Raw genomic sequence first — 23,705 nt, 5'->3', positions numbered from 1 at the left:
ATTAGAAAGAAGAAAGGATGATAGCAATGAGTTTCCCAAAACAATTTTTATGGGGCGGCGCTTCGGCGGCAAACCAATATGAAGGCGGCTATAATGAGGGCGGAAAAGGGCTCGCTTGTGCTGACTTGATCAGCGGTGGCAGCCATACGACTTCTCGGAAAATCACAGCAAAAATTGAAGAAGAGTTGTTGTATCCAAGCCACGAAGCAACTGATTTTTATCATCATTATCAAGAAGACATTGCATTGTTTGCAGAAGCTGGATTTAAAGCTTTCCGCATGTCTATCAACTGGACCCGGATTTTTCCCAAGGGCAACGACACTGAACCGAATGAAGAAGGCCTGGCCTTTTATGATCGTGTGTTTGACGAGTGTCGGAAGTACGGGATTGAACCAATTGTAACCATTGCTCATTTTGATGTTCCCGCATATTTGAGCCAAGAATACAATGGTTGGGCGAGTCGTGAAGTGATCGACTTTTATGCGAGATATGCGGCGGTGTTGTTTGAACGCTATCACGAAAAAGTAAACTATTGGATCACTTTTAATGAAATCAACACGGCCACCTTAAGTATCGGAAACTTTTTATCACTGGGACTGCAAGTTGGTGAATCTGAATTTATCAATCAGCCGGATAATCTACAGCAACGCTACCAAGCCCTGCATCATCAATTTGTTGCCAGTGCAAAGGTTGTCGCTTACGGACATGAACATTATCCAGACCTGAAAATCGGCTGTATGATTTCTTATATGCCACGCTATCCTTATACTAGCCATCCAAATGATGTATTACTAGCCAAACAAGAAGAAAATATGCACTCGAAATTTTGTGGCGATGTGCAGGTCACAGGGAAATATCCTTATTATGCAAAGAAATATTTTGCTGATCATGGCTTTGCAATCGAGTTTGCACCAGAAGATCAAGCGATCCTAGCTAAGGGAACAGTGGATTACTACACGTTTAGTTACTATCTAACACTTTGTGTCTCTGCAGATGAGAAAGTTACCAAAAATGGACACAGTATGATTGGCGGTTCAGGCGTAAATAATCCTTATCTAGAGCAGACGGAATGGAATGCGATGATTGATCCAGTAGGATTGAGAATTGCGTTGAATGATATTTATGATCGCTACCAACTGCCATTGATAATCGTGGAAAATGGGATCGGGGTTTCAGAAACTGTTGCTGAAGATGGACAGATTCATGATGATTATCGCATCGATTATTTAGAAAAGCATATTGCTGAAATGGAGAAAGCCATCGATGATGGTGTCGAGTTGATTGGTTACACGATTTGGAGTGCCGTTGATATTGTCAGTGCTTCTACAGGAGAAATGAAAAAAAGGTATGGCATCATTTTTGTGGATAAATATGACGACGGGACAGGGACTTTAGATAGAAAGAAAAAAGACAGTTTCTATTGGTATCAAAAAGTGATTGAACGAAACGGCTTATGATTAAATACTCCAGTACTTGCGGTGTACAAGTGCTGGAGTTTTTTTGCGTATCAATTTCAGCGCGTACAAAACAAAAACCACGCGTAAAACACGCGTGGTCCATATCAGGGGTTCATGTTAGTTGCCCCGATAAACAAATCGTCCATCAAATACGGTGGCTTCAACGGTCGTTTGAAGCAATTCTTCGGCAGTTAAAGGCAAGATGTTTTGTGACAAAATACAAAGATCGGCTAAACAGCCAACTTCTAATCGACCGATATCTTGCCGACTCAAGGCTTTGGCGGCGCCTGCGGTGTGGGCATAGAGGGCATCGGCGATGGTGATTTTTTCCTGTGGCATCAATCCGCCTGCTGGCTGGCCATTTTTTTCTTGCCGAGCAACCGCATAATACAGCGAGTCTAAAGGGGTCACGTCGATCACGACCGGCGTATCAGTCCCAAAAGCCAAGGTGGCACCTTGCTCTAGAAAGGATTGAAAAGGAAACATTTGACTGGCACGCTGAGGTCCTACTTCTTCATCGAGGGTCTCATAACCGACTAATAAATGGCTAGGCTGTACGGAGAGTACCAGTTGTTCTTGGCGAACTAGTGGCAAATCGGCGACATCCATCACTTCCAAGTGTTCCAAGGTATTGGCTTTACCTTTAGAAAGCGGGTGAGCAGCAGCACTTTCTTGATAAAAGAGGAGTGCTTGTCGAATCGCTTCATCACCGATGGTATGGATGCGCATCGGCCAGTCTTGCTGGTTAGCTTGTAATATAAAGCGGCGCATCCGTTGAACATCGATCAACGGCATCCCGACATCACCAGCAAAATACGGTGTTTCATATTCCGCTTTTAAAAAAGCCGTGTGCGTACTCGTCACGCCGTCAAAAAATTGTTTGACGCCGCCCATTTGTACTTTTTCGGAGCGATACGTACGGTAAGTTTCTTTTAGTTGCGTGATGTCTTCTCGCATGGCTGGATAAAAGACAGCGCGCAAGGTCGCTTCTGCTTCCGTTTGTCGATAAAGAGTGGGATAGACCAGATCGTCCCAGCTTTCTCCTGTCAAGGCAACATCGCCGATCGTCGTGATGCCGTATTGATTGAGCTGTTTCATATAGGTCAGAAAAGCAGCAGGGCTTTGCGCTTGAAACGACTGTAAGACCTTTGCTAAATAATGAATGGCGATTGCTTCTAAAAAGCAGCCGCTTAATTGTCCGCTGTTTTCGTCAAGCAATGCCTCCCCGCTGATCCCCGTTGGCAAGTTCTCAGGTGTGATCCCTAAAGCAGCGATCCCTTGGCTATTCAACCAAATGCTGTGGGCATCACCGGAAATCAGCATGACAGGCGTGTCGGCACAATAGTTGTCGATCGAATCTTTCGTTGGGTAGACTTGCTGACCGAAATCACTGCTGAACCAGCCGATGCCGATTTTCCATCCATGGGTGATGGGCAGCGCGGGCACTTGCTGGGCAACGGCTTCTTCTGTCACTCCCGTAAGATGGGTCAGTGCCCCTTGATGGAGTAATGCGGAAAGATAAAAATGAACATGAGCATCAATAAAGCCCGGGATGATCATTTGTTCTTTGAGATCAATGACCTGGGTGTCTTCAGCAAGTGTTGGCAGCGCTGAAAGAGGACCTACAGCCGTGATTTTCTGGTCTTCTATCAGGAGAAAGCCCGCAAAAGTCGTTTTCGTTTTGGTATCAAAGATGTGTTCAGATTTTAGTAATAGTGACAATTATAATCCCAACTTCCATTCAAGGAAAAGGTCGTTGTAAAGCTCAACCGCTTCTTTTCCTAAGTATTCATAATGTTCCATTTGTTCCATCGCACTTGGCTCAGGGTAGAAAGCTTTGTCAGCAGTCAGTTCAGCCGGCAGCATAGCTTTGGCCGTTTCACTCGGCGTGGCATAGCCTACGTATTCGGCATTTTGTGCGGCATTTTCTGGTCGCAGCATAAAATTGATGAAGGCGTAGGCTCCTTCAAGATTACCAACGGTTTTCGGGATCGCAAAATTGTCTGTCCAAATCGCACCGCCGTCATTGGGAACGATATAGGTGACGGCAGGATTTTCCGCCATCACATAAGCGGCATCGCCCGAATACCCGATTCCTAAAGGGGCATCGTTGTTGATCATCAAGGTTTTGATCTCGTCGGTCAAAACTGCTTTGACATTGGGACGGATACTTTCCAGCTTCTTCAAGGCTTTGGCGACTTTGGTCGGGTCTTTTTCATTTTGGGAAAGACCGAGCGTCTGTAACGCGATTCCTAAGGTTTCGCGAGCACCATCCACCATCAATACATCATTTTTAAATGCAGGGTTCCATAAATCCCCCCAGCCATGGATCGAAGAAACATCGACTTCTTCAGTATTTGCCATGATCCCGATCGTGCCCCAAAAATAGGGGATCGAATAGGTATTGTTTGGATCAAAGGCTTGATCCATCAAAAAAGGCGACAGATCTTCCGTTCCCGTCAATTTCTGATGATCTAAAGGCACTAACAGTCCTTCTTCGATCATTTTCGGAATGATCGATTCGCTAGGGAAAACCAAATCATAGCGTGAGCCGCCTTGTTTGATTTTTGTTTCCATCGCTTCGTTGGAGTCAAATGTATTATAAATCACTGAGTAACCAGTCTCAGTTTCGAATGTTTTGATCAATTCGGGGTCAATATATTCGCCCCAATTGTAAATAATCACTGTATTTTTGTCGGACGACGTTGCTGCCCCCGATTCTTTCGTTAACACCGAAGCACCGAAAAACAGCAATGCGGTGATGCCGATCACACCGCCAAAAAATACCCACAACCTTTTCAATTCATCAATTCCTTCTTTCTTTACAATTTCGTATTTCTTGAGTAGCGTAATTGATTTTTAAAGAAAAGGCAATAAAAAAATGAAGAAAAAATAAACCCGTTTCCTTCAAGGCTTAGCAGGAGGAATGGCCAGGTGGCTGCGGCAGTTTCCAAACATATCATTTGTCAAATTTCTTCCTTTTGCCTAAGCTAGGGAAGTGAGAAATCAAGGGATGGAAAAACAGGAACCTCTCTTTGATGAAGAATGAATGTAAGGAGTGAAGCATCAATGGAAACACGTGCTGTCGTTATTGAAGCCTATGGTGGAAAAGACCAATTAAAAGAAGCAACGGTCCAATTACCAGAATTAAAAGCAAATCAATTATTAGTCAAAGTTGCCGCAACATCCATCAACCCAATCGATTGGAAATTAAGAGAAGGCTATTTGAAACAAATGTTTCCATGGGACTTCCCAATTATTTTAGGATGGGATGTCGCAGGGGATATCGTAGAAATAGGCGCTGACGTGACAGAATTCAAAGTTGGTGATGCAATCTATGCCCGCCCTGAAACGACTCGTTTTGGGACGTATGCTGATTATGCCATCGTGGATGCTGAGTTAGCAGCGATTAAACCAGAAAACCAAAACTACGCAGAAGCAGCTGCAGTGCCATTAGCTGGTTTGACTGCTTACCAAGCGTTGTTTGAACACGGTCGTTTAAAAGAAGGGGAAAAAGTCTTGATCCATGCCGGAGCAGGCGGAGTTGGTACCTATGCGATCCAACTGGCCAAAGCAGTTGGCGCTTACGTCATCACGACGGCTAGTCCACGTAACCATGAGTTATTGCAAAAACTTGGTGCCGATGAGATCATCGATTACCACACGACAGATTTTGAAGAAGTCTTGCAAGACATCGATTTGGTCTTTGATACGATGGGGGGCGACACCCAGAAGAAAAGTTTCACTGTCTTAAAACCTAAGGGCCGTCTGATCTCGATTTTGAGTATTGAAGACGAAGACTTGGCAAAAGAAAAAGACATCTTCGCCAAAGCAGTTTGGTTACGAACCAACGGCAAACAATTGGCAGAATTGACAGAGCTGATCGAAGCAGAAAAAGTCAACAGTGTCATCGGTGCAACCTTCCCATTGACAGCACAAGGAATTTACGATGCCCACACATTGAGTGAGACACATCATGCGGTCGGCAAGATCGTTATTGAAAATCAAGACAATTTCATCAGCCAAGACGCAGAATAAAGGAGGCTGAACCGATGCGCTTATGGCATGAAGCACTGATACCTGCTTTGCCTCGGCAGCAGCTGTTAGGCCAGCATCGTGAAGCAGCAGCCTTACGAGGGTTAGGCTGGGGCAAGAAGCATGCAACCGTCGATTACGTTTTTACTCATCCACCCTATAAATTGTTTCAATACCATCAGTTAGTGCTGGATGAAATGACCCGTCGAGGCTATCGGCCAGCACCTGAATGGTACGATCCGGCGTATCGTGGCAAAAATCTGCCGCTGGAACCCTCCGTTCAAGCCGTCCCTTTGACTACGCCGATCTATCCAGAACATGATGAAGCATACTTGGAAGAATGCTTAGTGAATCTCCATCGTAAGGGGATCTATCTTTAAAGACCAAACACTTTCCTGAATTTTTGTTCGGGAAAGTGTTTTTTTCGCTTTAAAATCGTTAACTTACAAAAAGTAAGCGTATTGTTCGCAACTTTTTTTGTTCCTTGTTATAGTGAGAACAGAGAATCAGTAATGAGAAATGAGGAAAAGAAAATGACCATCAATCACAGAAATCTTGAATTTGGGTTAGATACTTTTGGCGATCTAGCCTTTGATGATACAACGAAAGAACGAATCAGTTACAGCGAATCGTTGCGCAATATCGTAGCAGAAGGAAAATTAGCCGATGAAGTCGGCATCGATGTCATTGCCTTAGGGGAGCACCATCGGGAAGAATATTCGATCTCAAGTCCTGATACGGTACTAGCGGCTTTAGCAATGGTTACCAAAACCATCAAATTAGGTACCGGTGTAACTGTCTTGAGTTCGGATGATCCTGTGCGGGTCTACGAACGGTTCGCGACCGTTGATGCGTTGTCGAACGGTCGCGCACAAATCATGCTGGGACGAGGATCTTTTACTGAATCATTCCCTCTATTCGGCTATGACTTGCAAGATTATGAAGAACTATTTGAAGAAAAAACAGCAATGTTCAGTGAATTGAGAAAAGGCAAACCATTAACTTGGGAAGGCAAGTTTACGCAATCCTTAAAAAATGCCGACGTTTTTCCAAAAATTGAGGGGCATCAACTAGATACCTATGTGGGTGTCGGTGGAACCCCTGAATCGATCATTCGTGCCGTCCGTTATGGGTTTCCTGTTATGTTAGCGATCATCGGTGGCGAACCCGCTCGTTTTGCGCCCTATGTTGACCTATATAAAAAGGCAGCGCAGCAACTAGGGCAACCGATTTTACCAATCGGCATGCACTCTCATGGTGTGATCGCCGATACCGACGAAGAAGCTTATGAAATCGGCTGGAATTACATCAAAAAGAGCATGGACAAAATCGGTCTTGATCGCGGCTGGCCAGCCATGAGCAAAGAGCGCTTTGACTTTGAAGTCGAACATGGGTCTTATTATGTAGGCAGTCCAGAAACCGTGGCGCAAAAAATCGCTCGTATGATGCCGCAAGTCGGAGTAGAACGCTTTGATCTGGTATACGGTACTGGCGGACAACTGCAAAAAGACCGTTTCAAAACGATTGAATTGTATGGAACCAAAGTGATTCCACGAGTGAAAGAATTGTTGGCAGCAGGTGATGGCAATGCCTAAAACCATCGGTATTTTAGGCGCAGGCAAGTTAGGCTTAGCGCTCGCAAATCTTGGTGCCCAGGCGGGCTATCGGGTCTTGATTGCTAGTACGAAGCCAGCAGAAAAAATCGCCTTGTCCGTTTCTGTGTTGGCTCCGGGAGCAATCGCAAAAAATGCCGCTGAAGTGATGGCGGAAGCTCAAACGATCATTTTGGCCATTCCGTTGAGTAAGTACCAACAGCTGCCGGCAGAAGCTTTGGCTGGTAAGCTAGTGATCGATGCCATGAATTATTGGTGGGAAGTCGATGGCAAAGAAACAGAATACTCATCCATCGAGCAGACTTCTTCGGAACGTGTGCAACGCTATTTTTCCCAAAGTAAAGTAGTCAAAGGATTCAATCATATGGGGTACCACGACATCCAAGAGGAATCCTTGCTGACGAGAACGGCTGCTCAAGGAACTGCCAAAAAAGCCATCGCCATTGCTGGTGATGACCAAACCGCCCTCGATCAGACAGACGAAATCGTTGACGCTTTCGGCTTTGATCCCTTTCCTATCGGTGCTTTAGCTAATGGCATCATGTTGGAACCCGGCAGTCCTTTCTTTGGTGCCAATCAAACCAAAGAGGGATTGACGGCATTGATGAAGGAGTTTTGGAGCAGTGAGAAAGGGCAAGCGTTTCTGGCGCGTCCTTCCGCTGTGAGTAACAAGCAGCAGGCTTCGCAGTAAAAGAGCCGCCTCCATGTACGACTGGATACGATAAAAACAACCCTCTTCTCAAAAAAGAAGAGGGTTTTTCCCATCCAGTCAAATCAGCACGTGGTCGCTAAAAAATACAATGTGATTGTTACGATTGTGATTCGTAAGCAGTGGTTGTTACGTTTACGTCTCTGCCAGACGTTCCATAGTGTACATATCAGCCTGTACCTGCTTTGTGCTCGCCTTTGACACCCACCCATATTGATTAAAGATCGACCAGCCAGTTGGTTTGTTGGATCTTTCCATCTAATTCTCGCAGCTGCTTGGCGGTCGCATTCAATTGCTCCGTTAGCGTTTTTGTATCGATCGTACGCACCAGTCGAATTTCGTTGCGACCTATTCGGGGAGCTGCTTTGGTTTCATCCAGTGCTTGCGTTAGCAGTGCATGCTTGCGCCGCAGCTGTTCTCGCTGTTCTAGTGCTTCCATCAGTAATAACGCACTATCTGCTAAAGAGGCAGTCGCATTTTTCCGATTGATGGCAACGACTAATTCTGAATATTGTTGATTGATCTCATCGTATTCCTTGAACAATTCTGTGATACTACGATCCAAGGTATCGCCTTCTTGGACTAACACACTGCTAGAGATCTCGTTACGTAATTGAAACAGACGATTGTTCAAATCCCGTCTTAAAAGTAACGCTTCTGCTAATTTCATTTTGGCACACTCCTTTTTACAAATGAGAACAGCTTATCTAGTTCTTATCCTAGAGAAGAACGTGATGAAAGGCAAGCAAGATGCAAAAAAAGTCTGCCAGAAAAATCATAAAAAACTGAATATTCGCAATTCTTGTTGACTTCCAAAAACACCAATAGTATACTTTATAACAATCATGAAATAGACAAAAAAACGTCATTTACCTGTTTTTTAGATAAAAAGAAAGACGATGAAGAGAAGAGTAGCTTTGGAATCTGTTAGAAGAGAACCCGGATGGTGAGAAAGGGCAGCAGAAAAAAAGTGAAGATGAGCTCTGAGTGATCTGATTTGTTCACGCAAATCAGACGGAAAGCAGCCGTTATCGTGCCAAGTATCTTAGCGTACTGTTGAGGTGCCATTTGTGAGGATGGTGCGAAAAAGGGTGGTAACACGAAAATCTCGTCCCTTTGTTTGTCAAAATTGATAAGCAAAGGGATGAGGTTTTTTCTTTTTATCGATGAATGCGTTTTTTGCCGTCATGAAAAACACTTGCGTTGGTTGCGCAATCACATAGGAGGAAGAATGGAAATGATCTGGAAGAAGCGTTTATTGGTTGCAGCAGGAGTGATTGGGTTGACCCTTTCCGGCTGCACGACAACAGGAAATACCGAGGGATCAGAGGCTGAAACTAACGGAGCGCCGAATCAAGCGATTGCGGTGAGTCTACCGGCTGAGCTGACGACTCTCGATACGACTCAAACGACGGATAAAGCAACATTTACCATCGTTCAACATTTATTCGAAGGGCTTTACCGTTTCGATGAAAACAGTGAACCAGTTCCGGGCTTGGCAGAAGGAGTCGAAATCAGTGAAGATGGCAAAACCTATACCTTTACCTTGCGAGAGGATGCGAAGTGGAGCAATGGCGAAGCGATCACTTCAGCTGACTTTGCTTATTCGTGGAAAAAGTTAGTCGATCCAGCAACGATGGGACCTAACGCCTATTTGTTAGATAATGTAGTTAATAGTAAAGACATTCGTGAAGGCAATGCTGATATAGAAACGATTGGTCTGGAGACCCCAGATGACGCGACCTTTATCGTGCAGTTGGAGCAGCCACAGCCATCCTTTTTATCCTTGATTTCCATCGGCTGGTTGGCACCGCAAAACCAAGCCTTTGTTGAAGAAAAAGGTGATACCTATGCTCGTACAAGTGAAGATTTGCTGTATTCTGGTCCCTTTACCTTGACCGATTGGCAACAGACTGGGGATGAGTGGACATTGGTGAAAAATGACCAATACTATGATGCTGATGTCGTTCAATTGGAGGAGATCAAAGGCTCCACCATCAAAGAAGAAAATACTGGGATCCAATTGTTTGAAAGCGGCGACCTGGATTTGCAAAAAATCAGTGGGATCTACGTTCAACAATATGGAGACAATGAAGAGCTAGTTACGCAAAATGATGTTGCGAACTTTTTCTTAGACTTTAACAAAACGGCCAACGATGCCTTGGCAAATGTTCATGTGCGTAAAGCGATCGCGTTGGCGATCGACAAAGAAAGTCTCGTGGATAATGTGTTGAACGATGGAGCGAAAGTTTTAAACGGGCTGGTCCCCACCGGCTTAGCTACGAATCCAAATACTGGCGAAGATTTTCGAGCATATAGCGGTGATTACAACTTGTATGATTTAGAGGCGGCCAAGGAAGAGTGGGAAAAAGCCCAAGCGGAAATTGGCGAAAGTACGACGTTGCGTTTATTAGTGACAGATGATGACAATGGTCAAAAAATCGGGGAGTACTTGCAAAGCCAACTGCAAGAAAACTTGCCAGGCTTGTCGATCTCCATCAACAAACAGCCACGTGCCAGCTTGAATCAATCAAGAGCAAATAGTGATTACGAGCTTTCCGTTTCTGGCTGGATCGCTGGAAGTAGTGACATGGATATGTTCTTTATCTTATACAAAAATGGCGCTTCCTTTAACTACGGCGGCTATGTCAACGAAGAATATACGGCATTGACGGAAGATGCTCGCACCGTACATGCCAATGACCCCGATCAATATTTTGAAGATTACAAAGCGGCAGAAGAAATTTTGTTGGAACAAGATGCTGCGCAAGTCCCTCTATACCAGAGTGCTTCAAATTATCTGATCAAATCAAATGTAAAAGACATCCAATTCCCAGCCTATGGCGCGCATTTCTTTTTCCGCACCGCCTATGTCAGTGAATAAGGAGAAAAATAGCTGAATGAAGAGCGCATGTTTATTCGATGAACATGCGCTTTTTGCAACAAAAAAAGCAGTTCAGAAAGCTGAACTGCTAAATGCGGAAGATGGGAGTTGAACCCACACGAGATAAACTCACACGCGCCTGAAGCGTGCGCGTCTGCCATTCCGCCACTTCCGCATAAGATAAAGATAATCCTTTCTAGGAAGAAATGCAAGTCCAATCTCACAAAAAGGAGCCCGCCAGCGGGGACTGGCGGGATAGGAGTAAAAATGAAAAAGTGTTAGGGTTGTTTGTTGGTATGCATTTATAATAGCGTGTAAATGTGAAAAAAAATTGACGAATCAAACAGAATTCTGAGAAGAAATCGCCAAGAAAAAGTGAAACTAGATAAAACAATCAGAAGACAAAAAGGAGCCCGCCAGCGGGGACTGACGGGATAGGAGTAAAAATGAAAAAAGTGTTAGGGTTGTTTGTTGGTATGCATTTATAATAGCGTGAAAATGTGAAAAAAAGTTGACGAATCAAACAGAATTCTGAGAAGAAATCGCCAAGAAAAAGTGAAACCATGTAAAACAGTCAGAAGACAAAAAGGAGCCCGCCAGCGGGGACTGGCGGGAAGGAGTAAAAATGAAAAAGTGTTAGGGTTGTTTGTTGGTATACAAGTATCATACCGAGAAAATATGAAGAATTTTCGAGCGAAATTTAGGAATTGCGTGAATCTTTTGACAAATTATGCCTTCTGTTTGAATTTTTTCTTAAAAGAGAATTGACAAAAGGCACAAGCTTTGATAATTTAAATGAAACAAAATGCAAACGCGATGAAAAAGAAAGTAGAATCAAGGAAGTTGTCTAGCAGAGAGTTCCGGTAGGTGGGAAGGAACGACAACGAATGATTTGAAAATGACTTTGGAGCGGATTTTCTGACTAATTAGGAAAATACGGTTGCCCCGTTAACAAGCGACAGTCTCCGAGTGTTTTCGGGTACTGAATGAGGTGAAGCCTGTGAAGGTTTTGCAGATTAAGGTGGTACCGCAGGTGATGCCCTTAGCTTTGGCTAAGGGCTTTTTTTGTGTCTGCAGGGTCAGCTGTTTCAAGCGCAGGTTTTGTTAAAAAGGAGAAAGGTTGTTGGGAGGAGAGAAAAATGCACAAATTAGTGGTTCAAACCGATTTTGGTTTGCAAGATGGAGCGGTTAATGCGATGTACGGGGTAGCTTATCAAGTGGCACCGGAGCTGGTCATTGCTGATTTGACTCATGAGATCGAGCCATACAACATTCATGATGCCAGCTATCGTCTGCTGCAAAGCGTCACCTATTGGCCGGCAGGAACGGTCTTTGTTTCAGTGGTCGATCCTGGCGTAGGGTCTGATCGACGAAGTGTGGTTGCCAAGTTGGCGACCGGACAGTTGGTTTTGACACCAGATAATGGCACACTGACTTATTTAGCGACTTATATCGGAATCACTGAACTACGGGTGATCAATGAGGCAACTGAGCGGTTGGCAGGATCAGCCGAAAGCCATACATTTCATGGTCGGGATGTTTATATGTATAACGCCGCGCGTCTCGCCAGTGGCGCCATCAGCTTTGATGAGCTAGGAACACCCGAACCTAAAAAAGCGATCCAAGTCTTTGCCATTGAAAAGCCAAGCCAAACAGCAGAAACGATCACTGGCACGATCGATATTCTTGATATTCGTTTTGGTTCGTTGTGGACGAATATTCCCCATACGTTCTTTAAGCAATGGCAGGTACAGTACAATGAGCCGCTGCTCGTCAGTATTTATTACCAAGATACGCTGCGTTATCAAGAAGAAGTGCGCTTCGGACGCTCTTTTGCGCAAGTGTCGGAAAATGAACCTGTCTTATATGTCAATTCCCTATTGAATATTGGTTTAGGGCTCAACTTGGCTTCATTTGCTGAAACCTATAAAATCGGGACTGGCACGAATTGGAAAATTACCCTCAAAAAAAGGAGAAATGAAAAATGAATCAATCAAAATTTACAGTAAAACACATTGTTGCTATCGGAATCGGTGCTGCCGTCTTTTTCGTCTTAAAACGTTTCGTCACGATTCCAACTGGTTTTCCAAATACAGATATCGCCATAGCCTATCCTTTCTTGGCACTATTAGGCGTTGTCTACGGTCCAATCGTTGCTGGTTTAGCGGGCTTTATCGGCCATGCCCTAGGAGATTTGACGACTTATGGTCCGTGGTGGTCTTGGATCGCCGCCTCTGGGATCTTAGGGGTGTTCTTCGGACTTTTGACTCGTTGGATTCCAATCCAGCAAGGAACCTTTGGCGCTAAAGAAATTCGGACCTTCTTGATTGGTGAATCGATCGCAAATTTGGTCGTCTGGGTGATCATTGCCCCAATCGGTGATATTTTGATCTATGGCGAACCAGCGAACAAAGTCTTTGCGCAAGGAGTCATCGCGGGATTGACCAACGCAGTCGTAACTGGGATAATCGGAGTGATCCTGCTAAAAGCCTATGCCCAAACCAAAACCAAAAAAGGCAGCTTGAGCAAGGAATCCTAAACAAAGAAATGTGTGAAGGCTAAAAAATGAAACAAAAAATCATTCAATTAACGAATTTTTCTTTCCAATATGATGCACAAGCGGAACCGACCTTGAAAAACATCGATCTAACGATCTTTGAAGGAGAAAAAGTCCTGATCGTCGGTGCTAGCGGTTCTGGCAAAAGTACATTAGGAAAATGTTTGAACGGTTTGATCCCGCAAAATGACGAAGGTAGTAGTACCGGAGCATTGACGATCGGTACCAATGCCTTTGGGCAAGCTTCCATCTATGAGCTGTCTTTGACCGTTGGCACGGTGCTGCAAGACACCGATAGCCAATTTGTAGGTTTGACCGTAGCAGAAGATATCGTGTTTTCCTTGGAAAACGATCAGCGTAGTCAAGCTGTGATGCAGGAGACGCTGCGCGTTTGGGCAGAAAAGACCGACTTAATGGATCATTTGGCAAAAAAACCGCAGGAATTATCGGGTGGCCAAAAGCAGCGTGTTTCAATGGCAGGTGTTTTGATCGATGAAACACCGATTCTACTGTTTGATGAGCCCCTAGCCAACTTAGATCCGCAAACAGGTGTGGAAGCCATCAAAATGATCGACCAGCTGTATCAAGAGAAGCGTTTTACTACCATCATCATCGAACATCGCTTAGAAGAAGTGTTAGCCGCCGCTGTCGATCGCATCATCGTGATGGAAGAAGGCCGCATCATTGCCGACAGTACACCGAATGAACTATTAAAAACGGAAATGCTGCAGCAAGTCGGCATTCGTGAACCACTGTATTTAGCCGCCTTAAAAAAAGCGGGGGTTCCTGTGACCGATGCTGCTGATTTGGTCGCGGTAGAAGCATTTGCATCACCTGAGATTGCCGAAAAACTGACTAGGTTTCAAAAGGAATATCCGAAATCGGCACTTCCTAGCCAACAGCCGCCGTTGTTGGAAGCGAAGAATTTATCGTTTTCTTACCAAGTGGGCAAACCAATCTTGCAGGCACTGGATTTTACCATCCATCAAGGAGAAATGATTAGTTTGGTTGGGCATAATGGCGCAGGAAAATCGACCTTGTCCCATTTGATTACCGGCTTTTTGACACCGACTTCTGGCAAGTTGCTTTGGCAAGGAACAGACATGGGCAATGATTCCATCAAAGAACGAGCGCAAAAAATCGGGTATGTTTTGCAAAACAGCAATCAAATGCTGTCAAAAAACTTCCTGTTTGACGAAGTTGCCTTAGGCTTGCGCAACCGAAATGTCCCAGAGGCTGAAATCACAGAAAAAGTTCATCAGACCTTGAAAATTTGTGGTCTTTATCCGTTTCGCTCATGGCCATTGTCGGCACTAAGTCATGGGCAAAAACGCCGAGCCGCCATTGCAGCGATCCTCGTCTTAGATCCTGAACTCATTTTATTGGATGAGCCGACAGCGGGACAAGACTATCGCCATTACACCGAAATGATGCAATTTTTACAGGAGTTGAACCAGCGGGGATTAACGATTGTTATGATCACCCACGATATGCACCTGATGTTGGAGTATACACAGCGGACGATCGTTTTGACGCAAGGAACGATTTTGCTGGACGCACCGCCAGAAGTTGTTTTAGCAGACAAACAAGTGGTGAGTGCCGCGAACCTTAAAGAAACCAGCTTGTATACACTGGCGACCCTTAACCAGTTGACAGATCCCGCCGCTTTTACTGCCGCCTTCATTGCCAGCGAGAAGGAGGGACACGATGGAGAGTAATCTAATCGGCTATCTTGACCGCAAAACGTGGATCCACCAATTAAGCGGTGCCGCAAAACTGATTTGTTTTTTGCTGCTATCCGTTATCGGGATGATCTCTTATGATACGCGTTTTCTTATTGGACTGGCATTGTTTTCGGTCTTTCTATTTGCCAGTGCTGGAATTCGCTACCGAGATATCGCTTTTGTATTAAAATTTATCATCTTCTTTTCGATTTTGAATTTGGTGGCGGTCTATCTTTTCGCTCCAGAATACGGGGTGGAGATCTATGGGACGCGCCACGTGATTTTCGAAGGGATCGGTCGGTATACATTGACCCAAGAGCAAGTGTTTTATGAGTTGAATCTGTTGATCAAATATTTTGTCACGATTCCGCCAGGGTTGAGTTTCCTGTTTACCACTAATCCAAGCGAGTTGGCGTCCAGTATCAACCGCATCGGGATTTCCTACAAGATCGCCTATGCAGTCGCACTGGCTTTGCGTTACATCCCTGATATTCAAGAGGATTTTCGAACCATTGCCAAAGCGCAGCAAGCACGGGGCGTGGAGCTTTCTAAAAAAGCACCTTTGCGCAAACGAGTGGCAGGCAATGTCGCGATCGCGATTCCTTTGATTTTTTCCAGCTTGGAACGGATCGACCATATTTCTGCTGCCATGGAGCTAAGAAGGTTTGGCAAGCATAAGCAGCGTACCTGGCTGAAAGCTAAGCCGATCCAAGGCAAAGATCTCTTGGCGATTGCTGTCGTTTGCTTGATCGTGGCGCTTGGATTGTTCTTGATGGTCCTTAATGGCGGACGCTTTTACAATCCGTTTCGTTAACAAATCAACACATGAAAACTTAAAAAAACGGACTCATTGTCAATAATGAAAGTGGGACGGATGAATCAACTCTGATTCATCCGGTCCCATAAATGATCGAGACAAAAAACGCAGGACAGTCAGTCAATTGACTTTAGCGAGTGCTACATTTGCTAAAGCCAGTTGCTGCTAGGTCTGCGTTTTTTTGCCGATAAAAAAAAGGAGCCCGCCAGCGGGGACTGGCGGGATAGGAGTAAAAATGAAAAAGTGTTAGGGTTGTTTGTTGGTATGTATTGATAATAGCGGGAAAATGTGAAAAATATCGGAAGAGAAAGTAATAGAAGTGTGTCAATCTTTTGATGATTTTCGTAAAACATTCCAGCGGAACCCTTTTAGATCTTTGATTGACGGAAACACGAAATAAGGCTACACTGATGGCATCAAAGCAGTACAAGGAGGGGACAGGATGGATGCCATTACGATCAACGGATTAAGCAAACAATACAACAAGAAGTACGCCATCGAGAATGTATCATTGCAAGTGGCAGAAGGAGAGATTTTTGGCTTTATCGGACCAAATGGTGCGGGAAAATCAACGACCATCAAAGTATTGTTGAATTTTATTAAACCGGATGCAGGGCATGCGGCGATTTTTGGACGAGATTGCCAACAAGCAGCCAAAGAAATCAAAACGTTTACTGGATATGTTTCCAGTGATGTACGGTTTTATTCAAAAATGACGACAGCAGAATTGCTGGCATTTACGGCAGATTTTCATCAAGTCAAGCAGCCAAAAAAAGAGATTCAGAATTTGATGGAGCTTTTTCAAATTGATCCAAACAAATCGATCGCAGAACTTTCTTTGGGCAACAAGAAAAAAGTCGGGCTTGCGAGCGCCTTGATTGCACAACCGAGAATGTTGATTTTAGATGAACCGACCAATGGCTTAGATCCCTTGATTCAAAAACGGCTGTTTGAAGAGCTCCTTAGAAGAAACAAACAGGGGATGACGATTTTTCTATCTAGCCATGATTTGCATGAAATTCAGACCTATGCCCATCGGACCGCCTTTATTCGTGAAGGACAGATCATCACCGTGAAAGAACTGAGTGAGGAAGAAAATTTCGGCAAAGTTGTAACGCTCACGAATGAGGGGAGCCTCTCATTAGCCGGCTTGGAAAACGTGCAAGTTCTTGCTCAGGAATCACACACCTTGCGTTTTTTCTATCAAGGGGACATGAATCAGCTGGCACATTTTTTAACCAATCCTGCCATTAAAGAGTTCACGATCGAACACCCAACCCTTGAACAGCAATTTATGCTGCTCTATGAAGGAGGTTCTCAAAAATGACTTTAATGAAAATCGACCTTAAAAATACCTTCAAAGGCTGGCTGGTCTGGACGATCCTTTTTGCAGCAATCATTTTTGCATTTACGGCTATCTATCCTCAAATGATCACGCCAGAAATGAAAACGTCCTTAGACCAGATGTTGGGCTCTTTCAGCCCAGAATTACTAAGCATCTTTAACATCCAACTGACAGGACCCTCAAGCTTGGTTTCACCGACAGGCTTTTTCGGGTACTACTTTCAATACTTATTTATCGCCGCGTGTATTTATGGGATGCTTTTAGGCTTGAACAGTCTGATCACTGAAGAATCAGAAGGAACGATCGAGTATTTATATGCTCAGCCTATTAGCCGCAGAGAAATCGTTGGGTGGAAGTTCCTCGCCCGATTGTTGCTGCTGACTGGCTTTTGGCTGATTGCCTATGGCAGTAGTCTGGCCTCGTTTGCTCTATTCAAACTACCAGGAGACGACCTGTCCTCTTTTATAGAAGAAATCAGCAAAATCTTCGTTGCCGAGTATGGTGTCTTAGTCTTCTTCCTCTGTCTAGGTTTCTTTTTATCCACGATCTTGCGTTCCAGCAAACAAACCGCAAGTGTCGGCTTAGGCTGCGTGTTCGGGCTGTATTTGCTCGGCATTGTGGGGGAACTCTACGATAAATTGGAATGGCTGGCAGGACTTTCGCCTGTGCGGATGGCATTACCCGTCCAACTCATGGATAACGGCGCCACATCAGTCCTATGGGTACTGCTGATCGGTGTATTGTGTTTCTTTGGCACCTTTTACCGTTACGAGCGCAAAGACTTGCAGGTCTGAGCACAACAATCAAAAGACAAAAAAGAGCCTGTCAGCGGGGACTGACAGGCAAAGGAGTAAAAATGAAAAAGTGTTAGGGTTGTTTGTTGGTATGCTTATATAATAGTCTCGAAATGTGAAAAAAGTATGACGAAGCAGGCACGTTTTTGCGAAAAAATCATTGCGAAAGTTAAGAAAGCGTAAAGCATCCCTTCACCAAAAGGCTTGAAGGGACAACAAGAACCTAAAATCACTCCGAAGCAGCAGGCGGTTCATGCTGTTTCGGAGTGATTTTTTAGTTAAAGCTACTTGCTCAAATCAAGGCTATCGACATTGAAGGTGTCGCCATGTGCTAAGTCACCATAATGATAGCCACGGTTAAACCAGTCCACGCGCTGCTGCGATGTGCCGTGCGTAAAACTATCTGGAACAACATAGCCTTGGTATTCTTTTTGCAGCGTATCATCCCCGATGGCATTGGCAGCCGTGATCGCTTCTTGAATATCACCAGCTTCTAAAATCGGCTGTCCTTGATAGGTTTCGCCTTGCAAATATTTCGCAAAGGTACCAGCTAAGTAGTCAGCTTGCAACTCCAAGCGAACGCTGTACTGGTTGTACTCCTTCTCTGAAACTTGCTGGCGGATTTTGTCCAATTGTTGGGTGATCCCCAGCTCATTTTGCACATGATGACCGACTTCATGGGCGATGACATAGGCCATTGCAAAGTCGCCGCTTGCGCCATATTTATCAGAAAGCTCATTGGCAAAACTCAGATCAAGGTACACATTCTCATCTGCTGGGCAATAAAACGGACCAACCTGTGACGTGGCATAGCCGCATGCCGACTGGACACTTCCCGTAAATAATACGAGTGTTGGGTCTTGATAGGTTTCTTGCCGCTCTTGAAAAACGTCTTGCCAGTAATCTTCTAAATAGCCGAACACGACTGCGGAAAACTCTTTTTCTTCCGTGTACTCACTGGTGCCCACATTTTCTGTCTGGTAATTGGCTGCTTGTCCGCTGCCACCCAAGACATCCGGCAGCGAATTTAAATCACCACCGCTAAACAGGAAAAATAAAACAGCGATGATCACCGTAGCGATCCCGCCACCAGCAGCCAACATCCCACCTGAGCCAGATGATCGCCCCGTTCGATCATCGACATTGCTGCTTTGTCTACCCCCACGCCATTTCATGTTATCTCCTCCTATATAAATCCTAGCTTAATTATAAGAGAAAGGCGGCAGATTGTGAAAAAAAGCGCCTTGAAATTGTTATAAAATGCCTTCAGGAGCCTTAAAAATCAAAGTGTACACTCCTTTTAATCATTCTTTAATCTAACAATTAGCCTTCTAATTTGGTACAGTAGCAATAAAATAGATGTAGAGGGTGAGCGTATGAAAATGAATTATTCGGGGACATCGGAACGAAGGATTTTGATTTTTAAACGGTTGATTGCTGGCGAGCACCTCAGCTATCAGCAGTTAGCAGAGGATTATTTCGTTTCCCGCAGCAGTATTGCAAAAGATATTTCTTATTTAAAAGAGCTGTTTCAAAAAGAAAGCTTACGTCTGAGATTTGATAATTCAGGTACATTTTTTGAAGGAAGTGAATCCCAGATCCATCGAGTGCTCAAACGCTTTTGCTTAATGATGCTGGATCAACCAGCGGCGTTTTCCTTGTTGGTGGAACCTGCGAAATACCAGGAAGTAAATCAGGCGTTTCGTCGAGCGTTAGTGGAAAAACAAGTGGAAATGCCCGACAGCTATATCCAAAGTATTGTCCTTTCCATCGTGCTGCTGATCGAGCGGGCGAGTCATGCGGAAAACTTAGTGATTGAAGAAAACCGCCAAGTGGGGAAGCTGTTTTTGGAGTTCGACAAATATCCGTTAGTCTATGAGCTACTGAAAGAAATCGAAGAACAACACATTTATCAATTTTCACCAAAAGAAGTGCAATATCTAACCTACCTGATTGTCGGTAGCGGCTTGAAATTTTTTATGAAAAGTGAAAAAGTTCCTTTCGTCTTTCGGGGGAAAGTGCGTAACTTGATTCAAAAAATCAGCGAAGGCTTAGGCACCGACTTGACCCAAGACAATCGATTGGAAGAAGATGTGACGATCCATCTGTATCAACTGCTGTTGCGGATCGAAGCGCAAACCACAGTCATCAACCCTTTGTTAGAGGAAATCAAACAAAACTATCCTGCCTTGTATGGCGTGGTCTGGTTCTCGCTCCATGATTTTTTGAAAGCGTATCAAGTGGGGATCTCTGATGATGAGATCGGATTTGTCACAATCCATTTTCAAGCAGCGATCGAGCGAATGCGCCGCATGAACAAAATCATTTTTGTCTGTCCCAATGGCGTCGGCACTAGCTCGTTTGTCTCTGCGAAAATTCGTCGCATTCTGCCAGAGATTGACAGTATCGAAACCGTTTCAGTAGAAAAATTAAAGCAGATGGACATCTCGGCGATCGATTTTATTATTTCAACCATTGATCTTGTCGGGATTCAAAAACCTGTGGTGCGGATCTCGCCTATGGTGACCAATCGCGACATGAAGCGGATCATGAATCACTACATCGATTTAGTCATCGATAATGAGGCGGTGGTCGATCAAAATGGTTTACTTCTTCAAGCCCAATCGATGATCCAGCCAACCGTCTTTTTCGAGCGATTTGCCAGCAAAACAGAAGCCATCAATTTTCTGATCGAACAAACCCCTTTTAGTGATGAAAAACGAAAAGCGCAGTTTCGGCAATCCGTCATTGAAAGAGAGCAGCTACAATCAACCTATTTAGATAATGGCTTTGCCATCCCTCATGGCAATCCGAATTATGTCGAAAAAACAGCGATCTCGATCCTGCTTTTGGATCAGCCAGTAGAATGGGGCAACCAAAAAGCCGACATCATTATTTTATTGATGATCCGAGAGGATGAGACGCAAAAGGTGGAACCAATGATGAAATTGATCATGCAAGGAATCGAAAACAAAGAATGGTTCCTATCAAAAATGTTGGAGGTTAAATCAGAATGAAAGTGAAGGATTCTTTGCCTGAGAAGCATATACAGACGGATGAGACAGTGGCAGATTGGCGCTCAGCCGTAAAATTAGCCAGTCAGCCCTTGCTCGATGAAGCGCTGATCACGTCAGCTTACATCGAAGCGATGATTCAAAGCGTGGAAGAAAATGGTCCTTACATGGTGTTGGCGGATTACTTTGCGCTGATGCATGCCCGTCCTGGAGAAGGGGTTTTGGAGCAAAGTATGAGCCTTTTAGTAACGAAACAGCCCATCGATCTTGAGGGCAAACCGGTGCGGATATTTCTTGTCTTAGCCGCCGCAGATAGTGAAAGCCATCTAGAAAGCTTGAAAGAGATCATGGCGATCTTTATGGATGAAGAAAAATACAACGTGATATTAAACGGCGATCGGGAACAAATTTGTCAATTATTCCAATAGGAGGAAAAGGATATGAAAATTTTAGCAGTATGTGGATTTGGTGTAGGAAGCTCAATGGTATTGAAGATGACGATCGATAAGGTGATCAAAGAGTTAGGGTTGACGGCAACTGCCGAGAATACTGATTTATCAACGGCAAAAGCGACACCAGCAGATGTTTATTTTACGAGTAATGAATTATTGAACGAGTTAAAAGCATCCGTGAAAGCACCCGTTTATCCAATCAAAAAGTATATGGATAAAGAAGAAGTCAAACAGCAAATGGAAAAATTTTTAGCTGAAAGAGAGGGATAATCATGAATTTTGTCACGGATTATATTTTAAAAAATCCGCCAGTCCTACTGGGGATCATTGCCATGATTGGGTTATTGGTACAAAGAAAGCCCTTCGCAGAAGTCGTCAAAGGAACCTTAACAGCTTCCTTCGGGATGGTGGCATTGACGGCTGGGGTAAACATGTTGGTGGGAACGATCGCACCGATCAATGCTGCGGTTCAAACCCAATTAGGCGTTGCTGTGTCAGATGGACTCTCTGACATCACCTTTACGGCAGAATACGGCGGAACAGTTGGTTTAGCGATGTTTTTCGGCCTGATCATTCATTTATTGATTGCTCGCTTTACACCTGTGAAGACGATTTTCCTCACCGGTCACATGTTGTGGTGGTTCCCATTCGTCATCGTCGCTGGGGGCGTTGAAGGCGGACTTACCGGAATCCCACTGTTGATCTTAGGGGCGGTTCTATCTGCTTGTTACTGGTCCTTCATGCCATGGATCATGCGTAAATATGTGTGGGATGCCACAGGCGATGATTCATTCTTGATCGGTCATCCAACGGGGATCTTGTCATTGGTTTCAGGCTTTGTTGCAAAACGGGTCGGAAACAAAGAAAAATCGACGGAAGATTTGAAAGTGCCAGAAAATCTATCGTTTTTCCGTGAAATATCGATTACTGGCGCGTTAGTGATGTTTTTGATGAATATCGTTATCGGTCTGATTGCGCCCGTATTAGTTCCTGAAGGGGGCAACTTGGTGATGTTTGCGGTTGATGCTGGCTTGAACTTCGGTGCAGGATTATTGATCATGTTGTATGGGGTACGTCTATTGATCAACCAAATCATTCCCGCCTTTCAAGGGATCGCAGAAAAAGTCGTTCCTGGAGCAAAACCAGCTTTTGATGTGCCAATCTTGTTCAACTACCGTCCAAATGCTGTAATCATCGGCTTTATCGTGGCGATGATCACCTCAACGATTTTAGTGGTGATTGCCAATACCACCAACGTCTTTGGCATTTTGATCGTTCCTTTAGTCATCACCAGCTTCTTTGAATGTGGCGGTGCTGCGGTGATCGGTGAAGGACAAGGGGGCTTGCGAGGGGCCATTATTGGTACGATCACAGCTTCTGTCGTTATGGTAGCACTCGTTGGGATCTCTGCAGCGTTATTCTCAACGACGATTCAAAACTGGATCTTGATTTTCGGTGGGAACGATTTATCTCTATGGGGCATCCTTGGTGAATTGATCGGCAAGCTGTTTGGAGGGTTTTAAATGTTTCAATACTTTGAAAAAGCAAAAGAACTATTGTCTATTGTAGAAGAAAAAGAAGCACCAGCGATTGAGCAAGCCATTGAATTGCTGACGCAAGCCAACTTGACCAAAAAAGCCATCTACATTTTTGGCGCTAGTCACGCTGGGATCTTAGCCGAAGAAATGTATTATCGAGCAGGCGGCATGATGACGATCAACGCGATCTTTGGAAGAGAACTGATGCTTGATCGCAGCCCAATCACCTTCACTAGTAAAATGGAGCGCTTAGAAGGCTACGGTAGTGCCTTGGCGGCGACCCAGCCCTTTACAGCAGGCGATGTGCTGATCTTGCATTCGGTGTCTGGGCGAAACCCAATTATCATCGATATGGCGCTTCATGCCAAAGAAAAAGGGGTCAAGATCATCGCATTAACGAACCTTACCTATTCGAAAACAGTCAGCAGCCGTCATACATCAGGCTTGCGTTTGTTTGAAACGGCGGATATCGTCATCGACAATCATGGGGAGATTGGCGATGCTGCGTGTACGATTCCAGACGTAGAACAAAAAGTCGGACCTACATCCACCGTAGTCGGTGCAACGATCTTAAATGCGATCATCGTTGAAGTTTGCCAAAAACTAAAAGAAGCCGGTGTCGACTATCCGCCGATTTTTTACTCAGCGAACCTAGACGGCGGGGATGAATTGAACCAGTCCCTGTTTGAAAAGTACCAAGAAGCGATCCATTATCAGCTGTAAGTCAAGAGTTAGTCGTTCCTTAGCGAAATAAGACGGTCAAAGA

Annotated in this window: 21 protein-coding genes, 1 tRNA gene and 1 other annotated feature; of the genes, 17 read left to right on the top strand and 5 right to left on the bottom strand. The window is 44.5% G+C overall.

Annotation, left to right across the window (positions count from 1 at the left end):
• Nucleotides 1–26: 26 nt before the first annotated feature.
• Nucleotides 27–1,457, top strand: a complete 1,431-nt coding sequence (locus IGI92_RS11760; protein WP_430607144.1) for a glycoside hydrolase family 1 protein — start codon at nt 27–29, stop codon at nt 1,455–1,457.
• Nucleotides 1,458–1,574: 117 nt separating this feature from the next.
• Here IGI92_RS11760 and IGI92_RS11755 read toward each other — a convergent pair whose 3' ends face one another.
• Both IGI92_RS11755 and IGI92_RS11750 read right to left on the bottom strand, forming a co-directional pair.
• Nucleotides 1,575–3,179 (bottom strand): amidohydrolase, encoded by a 1,605-nt coding sequence (locus IGI92_RS11755; protein ID WP_430607142.1) that lies wholly within the window; start codon nt 3,177–3,179, stop codon nt 1,575–1,577.
• Nucleotides 3,180–4,259, bottom strand: a complete 1,080-nt coding sequence (locus tag IGI92_RS11750; RefSeq protein WP_061054440.1) for an ABC transporter substrate-binding protein — start codon at nt 4,257–4,259, stop codon at nt 3,180–3,182.
• Between the two features lie 267 nt (nt 4,260–4,526).
• Between IGI92_RS11750 and IGI92_RS11745 the strand changes: the two genes are divergently transcribed.
• From IGI92_RS11745 to IGI92_RS11730, 4 genes are all read left to right on the top strand, one after another.
• The gene (locus IGI92_RS11745; protein ID WP_430607141.1) at nt 4,527–5,495 is read left to right on the top strand and encodes an NADP-dependent oxidoreductase; all 969 of its coding nucleotides are present in this window, start codon (nt 4,527–4,529) and stop codon (nt 5,493–5,495) included.
• Nucleotides 5,496–5,509: 14 nt separating this feature from the next.
• A complete protein-coding gene (locus IGI92_RS11740) occupies nt 5,510–5,872 on the top strand; it encodes a TIGR02328 family protein (RefSeq protein WP_142971473.1) in 363 nt (120 codons plus the stop codon).
• 153 nt (nt 5,873–6,025) lie between these two features.
• Nucleotides 6,026–7,087 carry an LLM class flavin-dependent oxidoreductase gene (locus tag IGI92_RS11735; protein ID WP_015509212.1) on the top strand — a complete coding sequence of 354 codons (1,062 nt, stop codon included), beginning with the start codon at nt 6,026–6,028 and terminating at the stop codon, nt 7,085–7,087.
• Nucleotides 7,080–7,796: an NADPH-dependent F420 reductase gene (locus IGI92_RS11730; RefSeq protein WP_042890453.1), complete on the top strand. Its 717-nt coding sequence runs from the start codon at nt 7,080–7,082 to the stop codon at nt 7,794–7,796. Before IGI92_RS11735 ends, IGI92_RS11730 begins: the two co-directional genes overlap by 8 nt.
• Nucleotides 7,797–8,031: 235 nt before the next feature.
• Here the strand turns inward: IGI92_RS11730 and IGI92_RS11725 are convergent, their stop codons facing one another.
• On the bottom strand, nt 8,032–8,484 hold the full coding sequence (locus IGI92_RS11725) for a DIP1984 family protein (protein ID WP_005234539.1): 453 nt from the start codon (nt 8,482–8,484) through the stop codon (nt 8,032–8,034).
• 561 nt (nt 8,485–9,045) lie between these two features.
• On the opposite strand from IGI92_RS11725, the gene IGI92_RS11720 reads away from it, so the two are divergent.
• Entirely contained in the window at nt 9,046–10,698 is a 1,653-nt protein-coding gene (locus IGI92_RS11720) for a peptide ABC transporter substrate-binding protein (RefSeq protein WP_016613664.1), read from the top strand.
• A gap of 93 nt (nt 10,699–10,791) precedes the next feature.
• Here the strand turns inward: IGI92_RS11720 and IGI92_RS11715 are convergent.
• Nucleotides 10,792–10,873 (bottom strand) — tRNA-Leu (locus IGI92_RS11715).
• A 632-nt stretch (nt 10,874–11,505) separates the two neighbouring features.
• Nucleotides 11,506–11,745 (top strand) — a binding site (T-box leader).
• A 92-nt stretch (nt 11,746–11,837) separates the two neighbouring features.
• On the opposite strand from IGI92_RS11715, the gene IGI92_RS11710 reads away from it, so the two are divergent.
• From IGI92_RS11710 to IGI92_RS11685, 6 genes are all read left to right on the top strand, one after another.
• Complete coding sequence (locus IGI92_RS11710; protein WP_008379156.1) at nt 11,838–12,686, top strand: SAM hydrolase/SAM-dependent halogenase family protein; 849 nt, start codon at nt 11,838–11,840, stop codon at nt 12,684–12,686.
• Complete coding sequence (locus IGI92_RS11705) at nt 12,683–13,237, top strand: ECF-type riboflavin transporter substrate-binding protein (RefSeq protein WP_430607138.1); 555 nt, start codon at nt 12,683–12,685, stop codon at nt 13,235–13,237. Before IGI92_RS11710 ends, IGI92_RS11705 begins: the two co-directional genes overlap by 4 nt.
• Before the next feature lie 26 nt (nt 13,238–13,263).
• On the top strand, nt 13,264–14,973 hold the full coding sequence (locus IGI92_RS11700; RefSeq protein WP_430607136.1) for an ABC transporter ATP-binding protein: 1,710 nt from the start codon (nt 13,264–13,266) through the stop codon (nt 14,971–14,973).
• Nucleotides 14,963–15,793: an energy-coupling factor transporter transmembrane component T family protein gene (locus IGI92_RS11695; protein ID WP_430607135.1), complete on the top strand. Its 831-nt coding sequence runs from the start codon at nt 14,963–14,965 to the stop codon at nt 15,791–15,793. Before IGI92_RS11700 ends, IGI92_RS11695 begins: the two co-directional genes overlap by 11 nt.
• Before the next feature lie 445 nt (nt 15,794–16,238).
• Nucleotides 16,239–17,123 carry an ABC transporter ATP-binding protein gene (locus IGI92_RS11690; RefSeq protein WP_016621435.1) on the top strand — a complete coding sequence of 295 codons (885 nt, stop codon included), beginning with the start codon at nt 16,239–16,241 and terminating at the stop codon, nt 17,121–17,123.
• The gene (locus IGI92_RS11685; protein WP_008379151.1) at nt 17,120–17,935 is read left to right on the top strand and encodes an ABC transporter permease subunit; all 816 of its coding nucleotides are present in this window, start codon (nt 17,120–17,122) and stop codon (nt 17,933–17,935) included. Before IGI92_RS11690 ends, IGI92_RS11685 begins: the two co-directional genes overlap by 4 nt.
• A gap of 284 nt (nt 17,936–18,219) precedes the next feature.
• On the opposite strand, the gene ypfJ is transcribed toward IGI92_RS11685, so the two are convergent.
• Nucleotides 18,220–19,110, bottom strand: coding sequence for a KPN_02809 family neutral zinc metallopeptidase (gene ypfJ / locus IGI92_RS11680; RefSeq protein WP_430607132.1), 891 nt, complete (start codon nt 19,108–19,110; stop codon nt 18,220–18,222).
• Between the two features lie 201 nt (nt 19,111–19,311).
• Here ypfJ and IGI92_RS11675 point away from each other — a divergent pair, with 201 nt between their 5' ends.
• From IGI92_RS11675 to IGI92_RS11655, 5 genes are read left to right on the top strand one after another with little or no spacing between them, the layout of a single operon-like run.
• Complete coding sequence (locus IGI92_RS11675) at nt 19,312–20,952, top strand: BglG family transcription antiterminator (RefSeq protein WP_430607130.1); 1,641 nt, start codon at nt 19,312–19,314, stop codon at nt 20,950–20,952.
• Nucleotides 20,949–21,377 carry a PTS sugar transporter subunit IIA gene (locus IGI92_RS11670; protein ID WP_061054433.1) on the top strand — a complete coding sequence of 143 codons (429 nt, stop codon included), beginning with the start codon at nt 20,949–20,951 and terminating at the stop codon, nt 21,375–21,377. Before IGI92_RS11675 ends, IGI92_RS11670 begins: the two co-directional genes overlap by 4 nt.
• A 12-nt stretch (nt 21,378–21,389) precedes the next feature.
• A complete protein-coding gene (locus tag IGI92_RS11665; protein ID WP_005225413.1) occupies nt 21,390–21,671 on the top strand; it encodes a PTS sugar transporter subunit IIB in 282 nt (93 codons plus the stop codon).
• A 2-nt stretch (nt 21,672–21,673) separates the two neighbouring features.
• A complete protein-coding gene (locus IGI92_RS11660; RefSeq protein ID WP_005234555.1) occupies nt 21,674–22,924 on the top strand; it encodes a PTS ascorbate transporter subunit IIC in 1,251 nt (416 codons plus the stop codon).
• Nucleotides 22,925–23,662 carry an SIS domain-containing protein gene (locus IGI92_RS11655; protein ID WP_430607128.1) on the top strand — a complete coding sequence of 246 codons (738 nt, stop codon included), beginning with the start codon at nt 22,925–22,927 and terminating at the stop codon, nt 23,660–23,662.
• The last annotated feature ends 43 nt before the right edge of the window (nt 23,663–23,705 follow it).

This window comes from Enterococcus sp. DIV2379 (assembly GCF_050542965.1).
GTDB lineage: Bacteria > Bacillota > Bacilli > Lactobacillales > Enterococcaceae > Enterococcus_D > Enterococcus_D entomosocium.
This window is presented reverse-complemented; position numbering and strand designations above follow the sequence as displayed.

Excerpts from the sequence above, each read along its gene's own strand:
- IGI92_RS11705 (WP_430607138.1), top strand. The coding sequence starts at position 12,683 with ATGAATCAATCAAAATTTACAGTAAAACACATTGTTGCTATCGGAATC.
- IGI92_RS11760 (WP_430607144.1), top strand. The coding sequence starts at position 27 with ATGAGTTTCCCAAAACAATTTTTATGGGGCGGCGCTTCGGCGGCAAAC.
- IGI92_RS11660 (WP_005234555.1), top strand. The coding sequence starts at position 21,674 with ATGAATTTTGTCACGGATTATATTTTAAAAAATCCGCCAGTCCTACTG.
- IGI92_RS11695 (WP_430607135.1), top strand. The coding sequence starts at position 14,963 with ATGGAGAGTAATCTAATCGGCTATCTTGACCGCAAAACGTGGATCCAC.
- IGI92_RS11745 (WP_430607141.1), top strand. The coding sequence starts at position 4,527 with ATGGAAACACGTGCTGTCGTTATTGAAGCCTATGGTGGAAAAGACCAA.
- IGI92_RS11655 (WP_430607128.1), top strand. The coding sequence starts at position 22,925 with ATGTTTCAATACTTTGAAAAAGCAAAAGAACTATTGTCTATTGTAGAA.
- IGI92_RS11700 (WP_430607136.1), top strand. The coding sequence starts at position 13,264 with ATGAAACAAAAAATCATTCAATTAACGAATTTTTCTTTCCAATATGAT.
- IGI92_RS11725 (WP_005234539.1), bottom strand. The coding sequence starts at position 8,484 with ATGAAATTAGCAGAAGCGTTACTTTTAAGACGGGATTTGAACAATCGT.
- IGI92_RS11730 (WP_042890453.1), top strand. The coding sequence starts at position 7,080 with ATGCCTAAAACCATCGGTATTTTAGGCGCAGGCAAGTTAGGCTTAGCG.
- IGI92_RS11720 (WP_016613664.1), top strand. The coding sequence starts at position 9,046 with ATGGAAATGATCTGGAAGAAGCGTTTATTGGTTGCAGCAGGAGTGATT.
- IGI92_RS11685 (WP_008379151.1), top strand. The coding sequence starts at position 17,120 with ATGACTTTAATGAAAATCGACCTTAAAAATACCTTCAAAGGCTGGCTG.
- ypfJ (WP_430607132.1), bottom strand. The coding sequence starts at position 19,110 with ATGAAATGGCGTGGGGGTAGACAAAGCAGCAATGTCGATGATCGAACG.
- IGI92_RS11665 (WP_005225413.1), top strand. The coding sequence starts at position 21,390 with ATGAAAATTTTAGCAGTATGTGGATTTGGTGTAGGAAGCTCAATGGTA.
- IGI92_RS11735 (WP_015509212.1), top strand. The coding sequence starts at position 6,026 with ATGACCATCAATCACAGAAATCTTGAATTTGGGTTAGATACTTTTGGC.
- IGI92_RS11675 (WP_430607130.1), top strand. The coding sequence starts at position 19,312 with ATGAAAATGAATTATTCGGGGACATCGGAACGAAGGATTTTGATTTTT.
- IGI92_RS11740 (WP_142971473.1), top strand. The coding sequence starts at position 5,510 with ATGCGCTTATGGCATGAAGCACTGATACCTGCTTTGCCTCGGCAGCAG.
- IGI92_RS11670 (WP_061054433.1), top strand. The coding sequence starts at position 20,949 with ATGAAAGTGAAGGATTCTTTGCCTGAGAAGCATATACAGACGGATGAG.
- IGI92_RS11710 (WP_008379156.1), top strand. The coding sequence starts at position 11,838 with ATGCACAAATTAGTGGTTCAAACCGATTTTGGTTTGCAAGATGGAGCG.
- IGI92_RS11690 (WP_016621435.1), top strand. The coding sequence starts at position 16,239 with ATGGATGCCATTACGATCAACGGATTAAGCAAACAATACAACAAGAAG.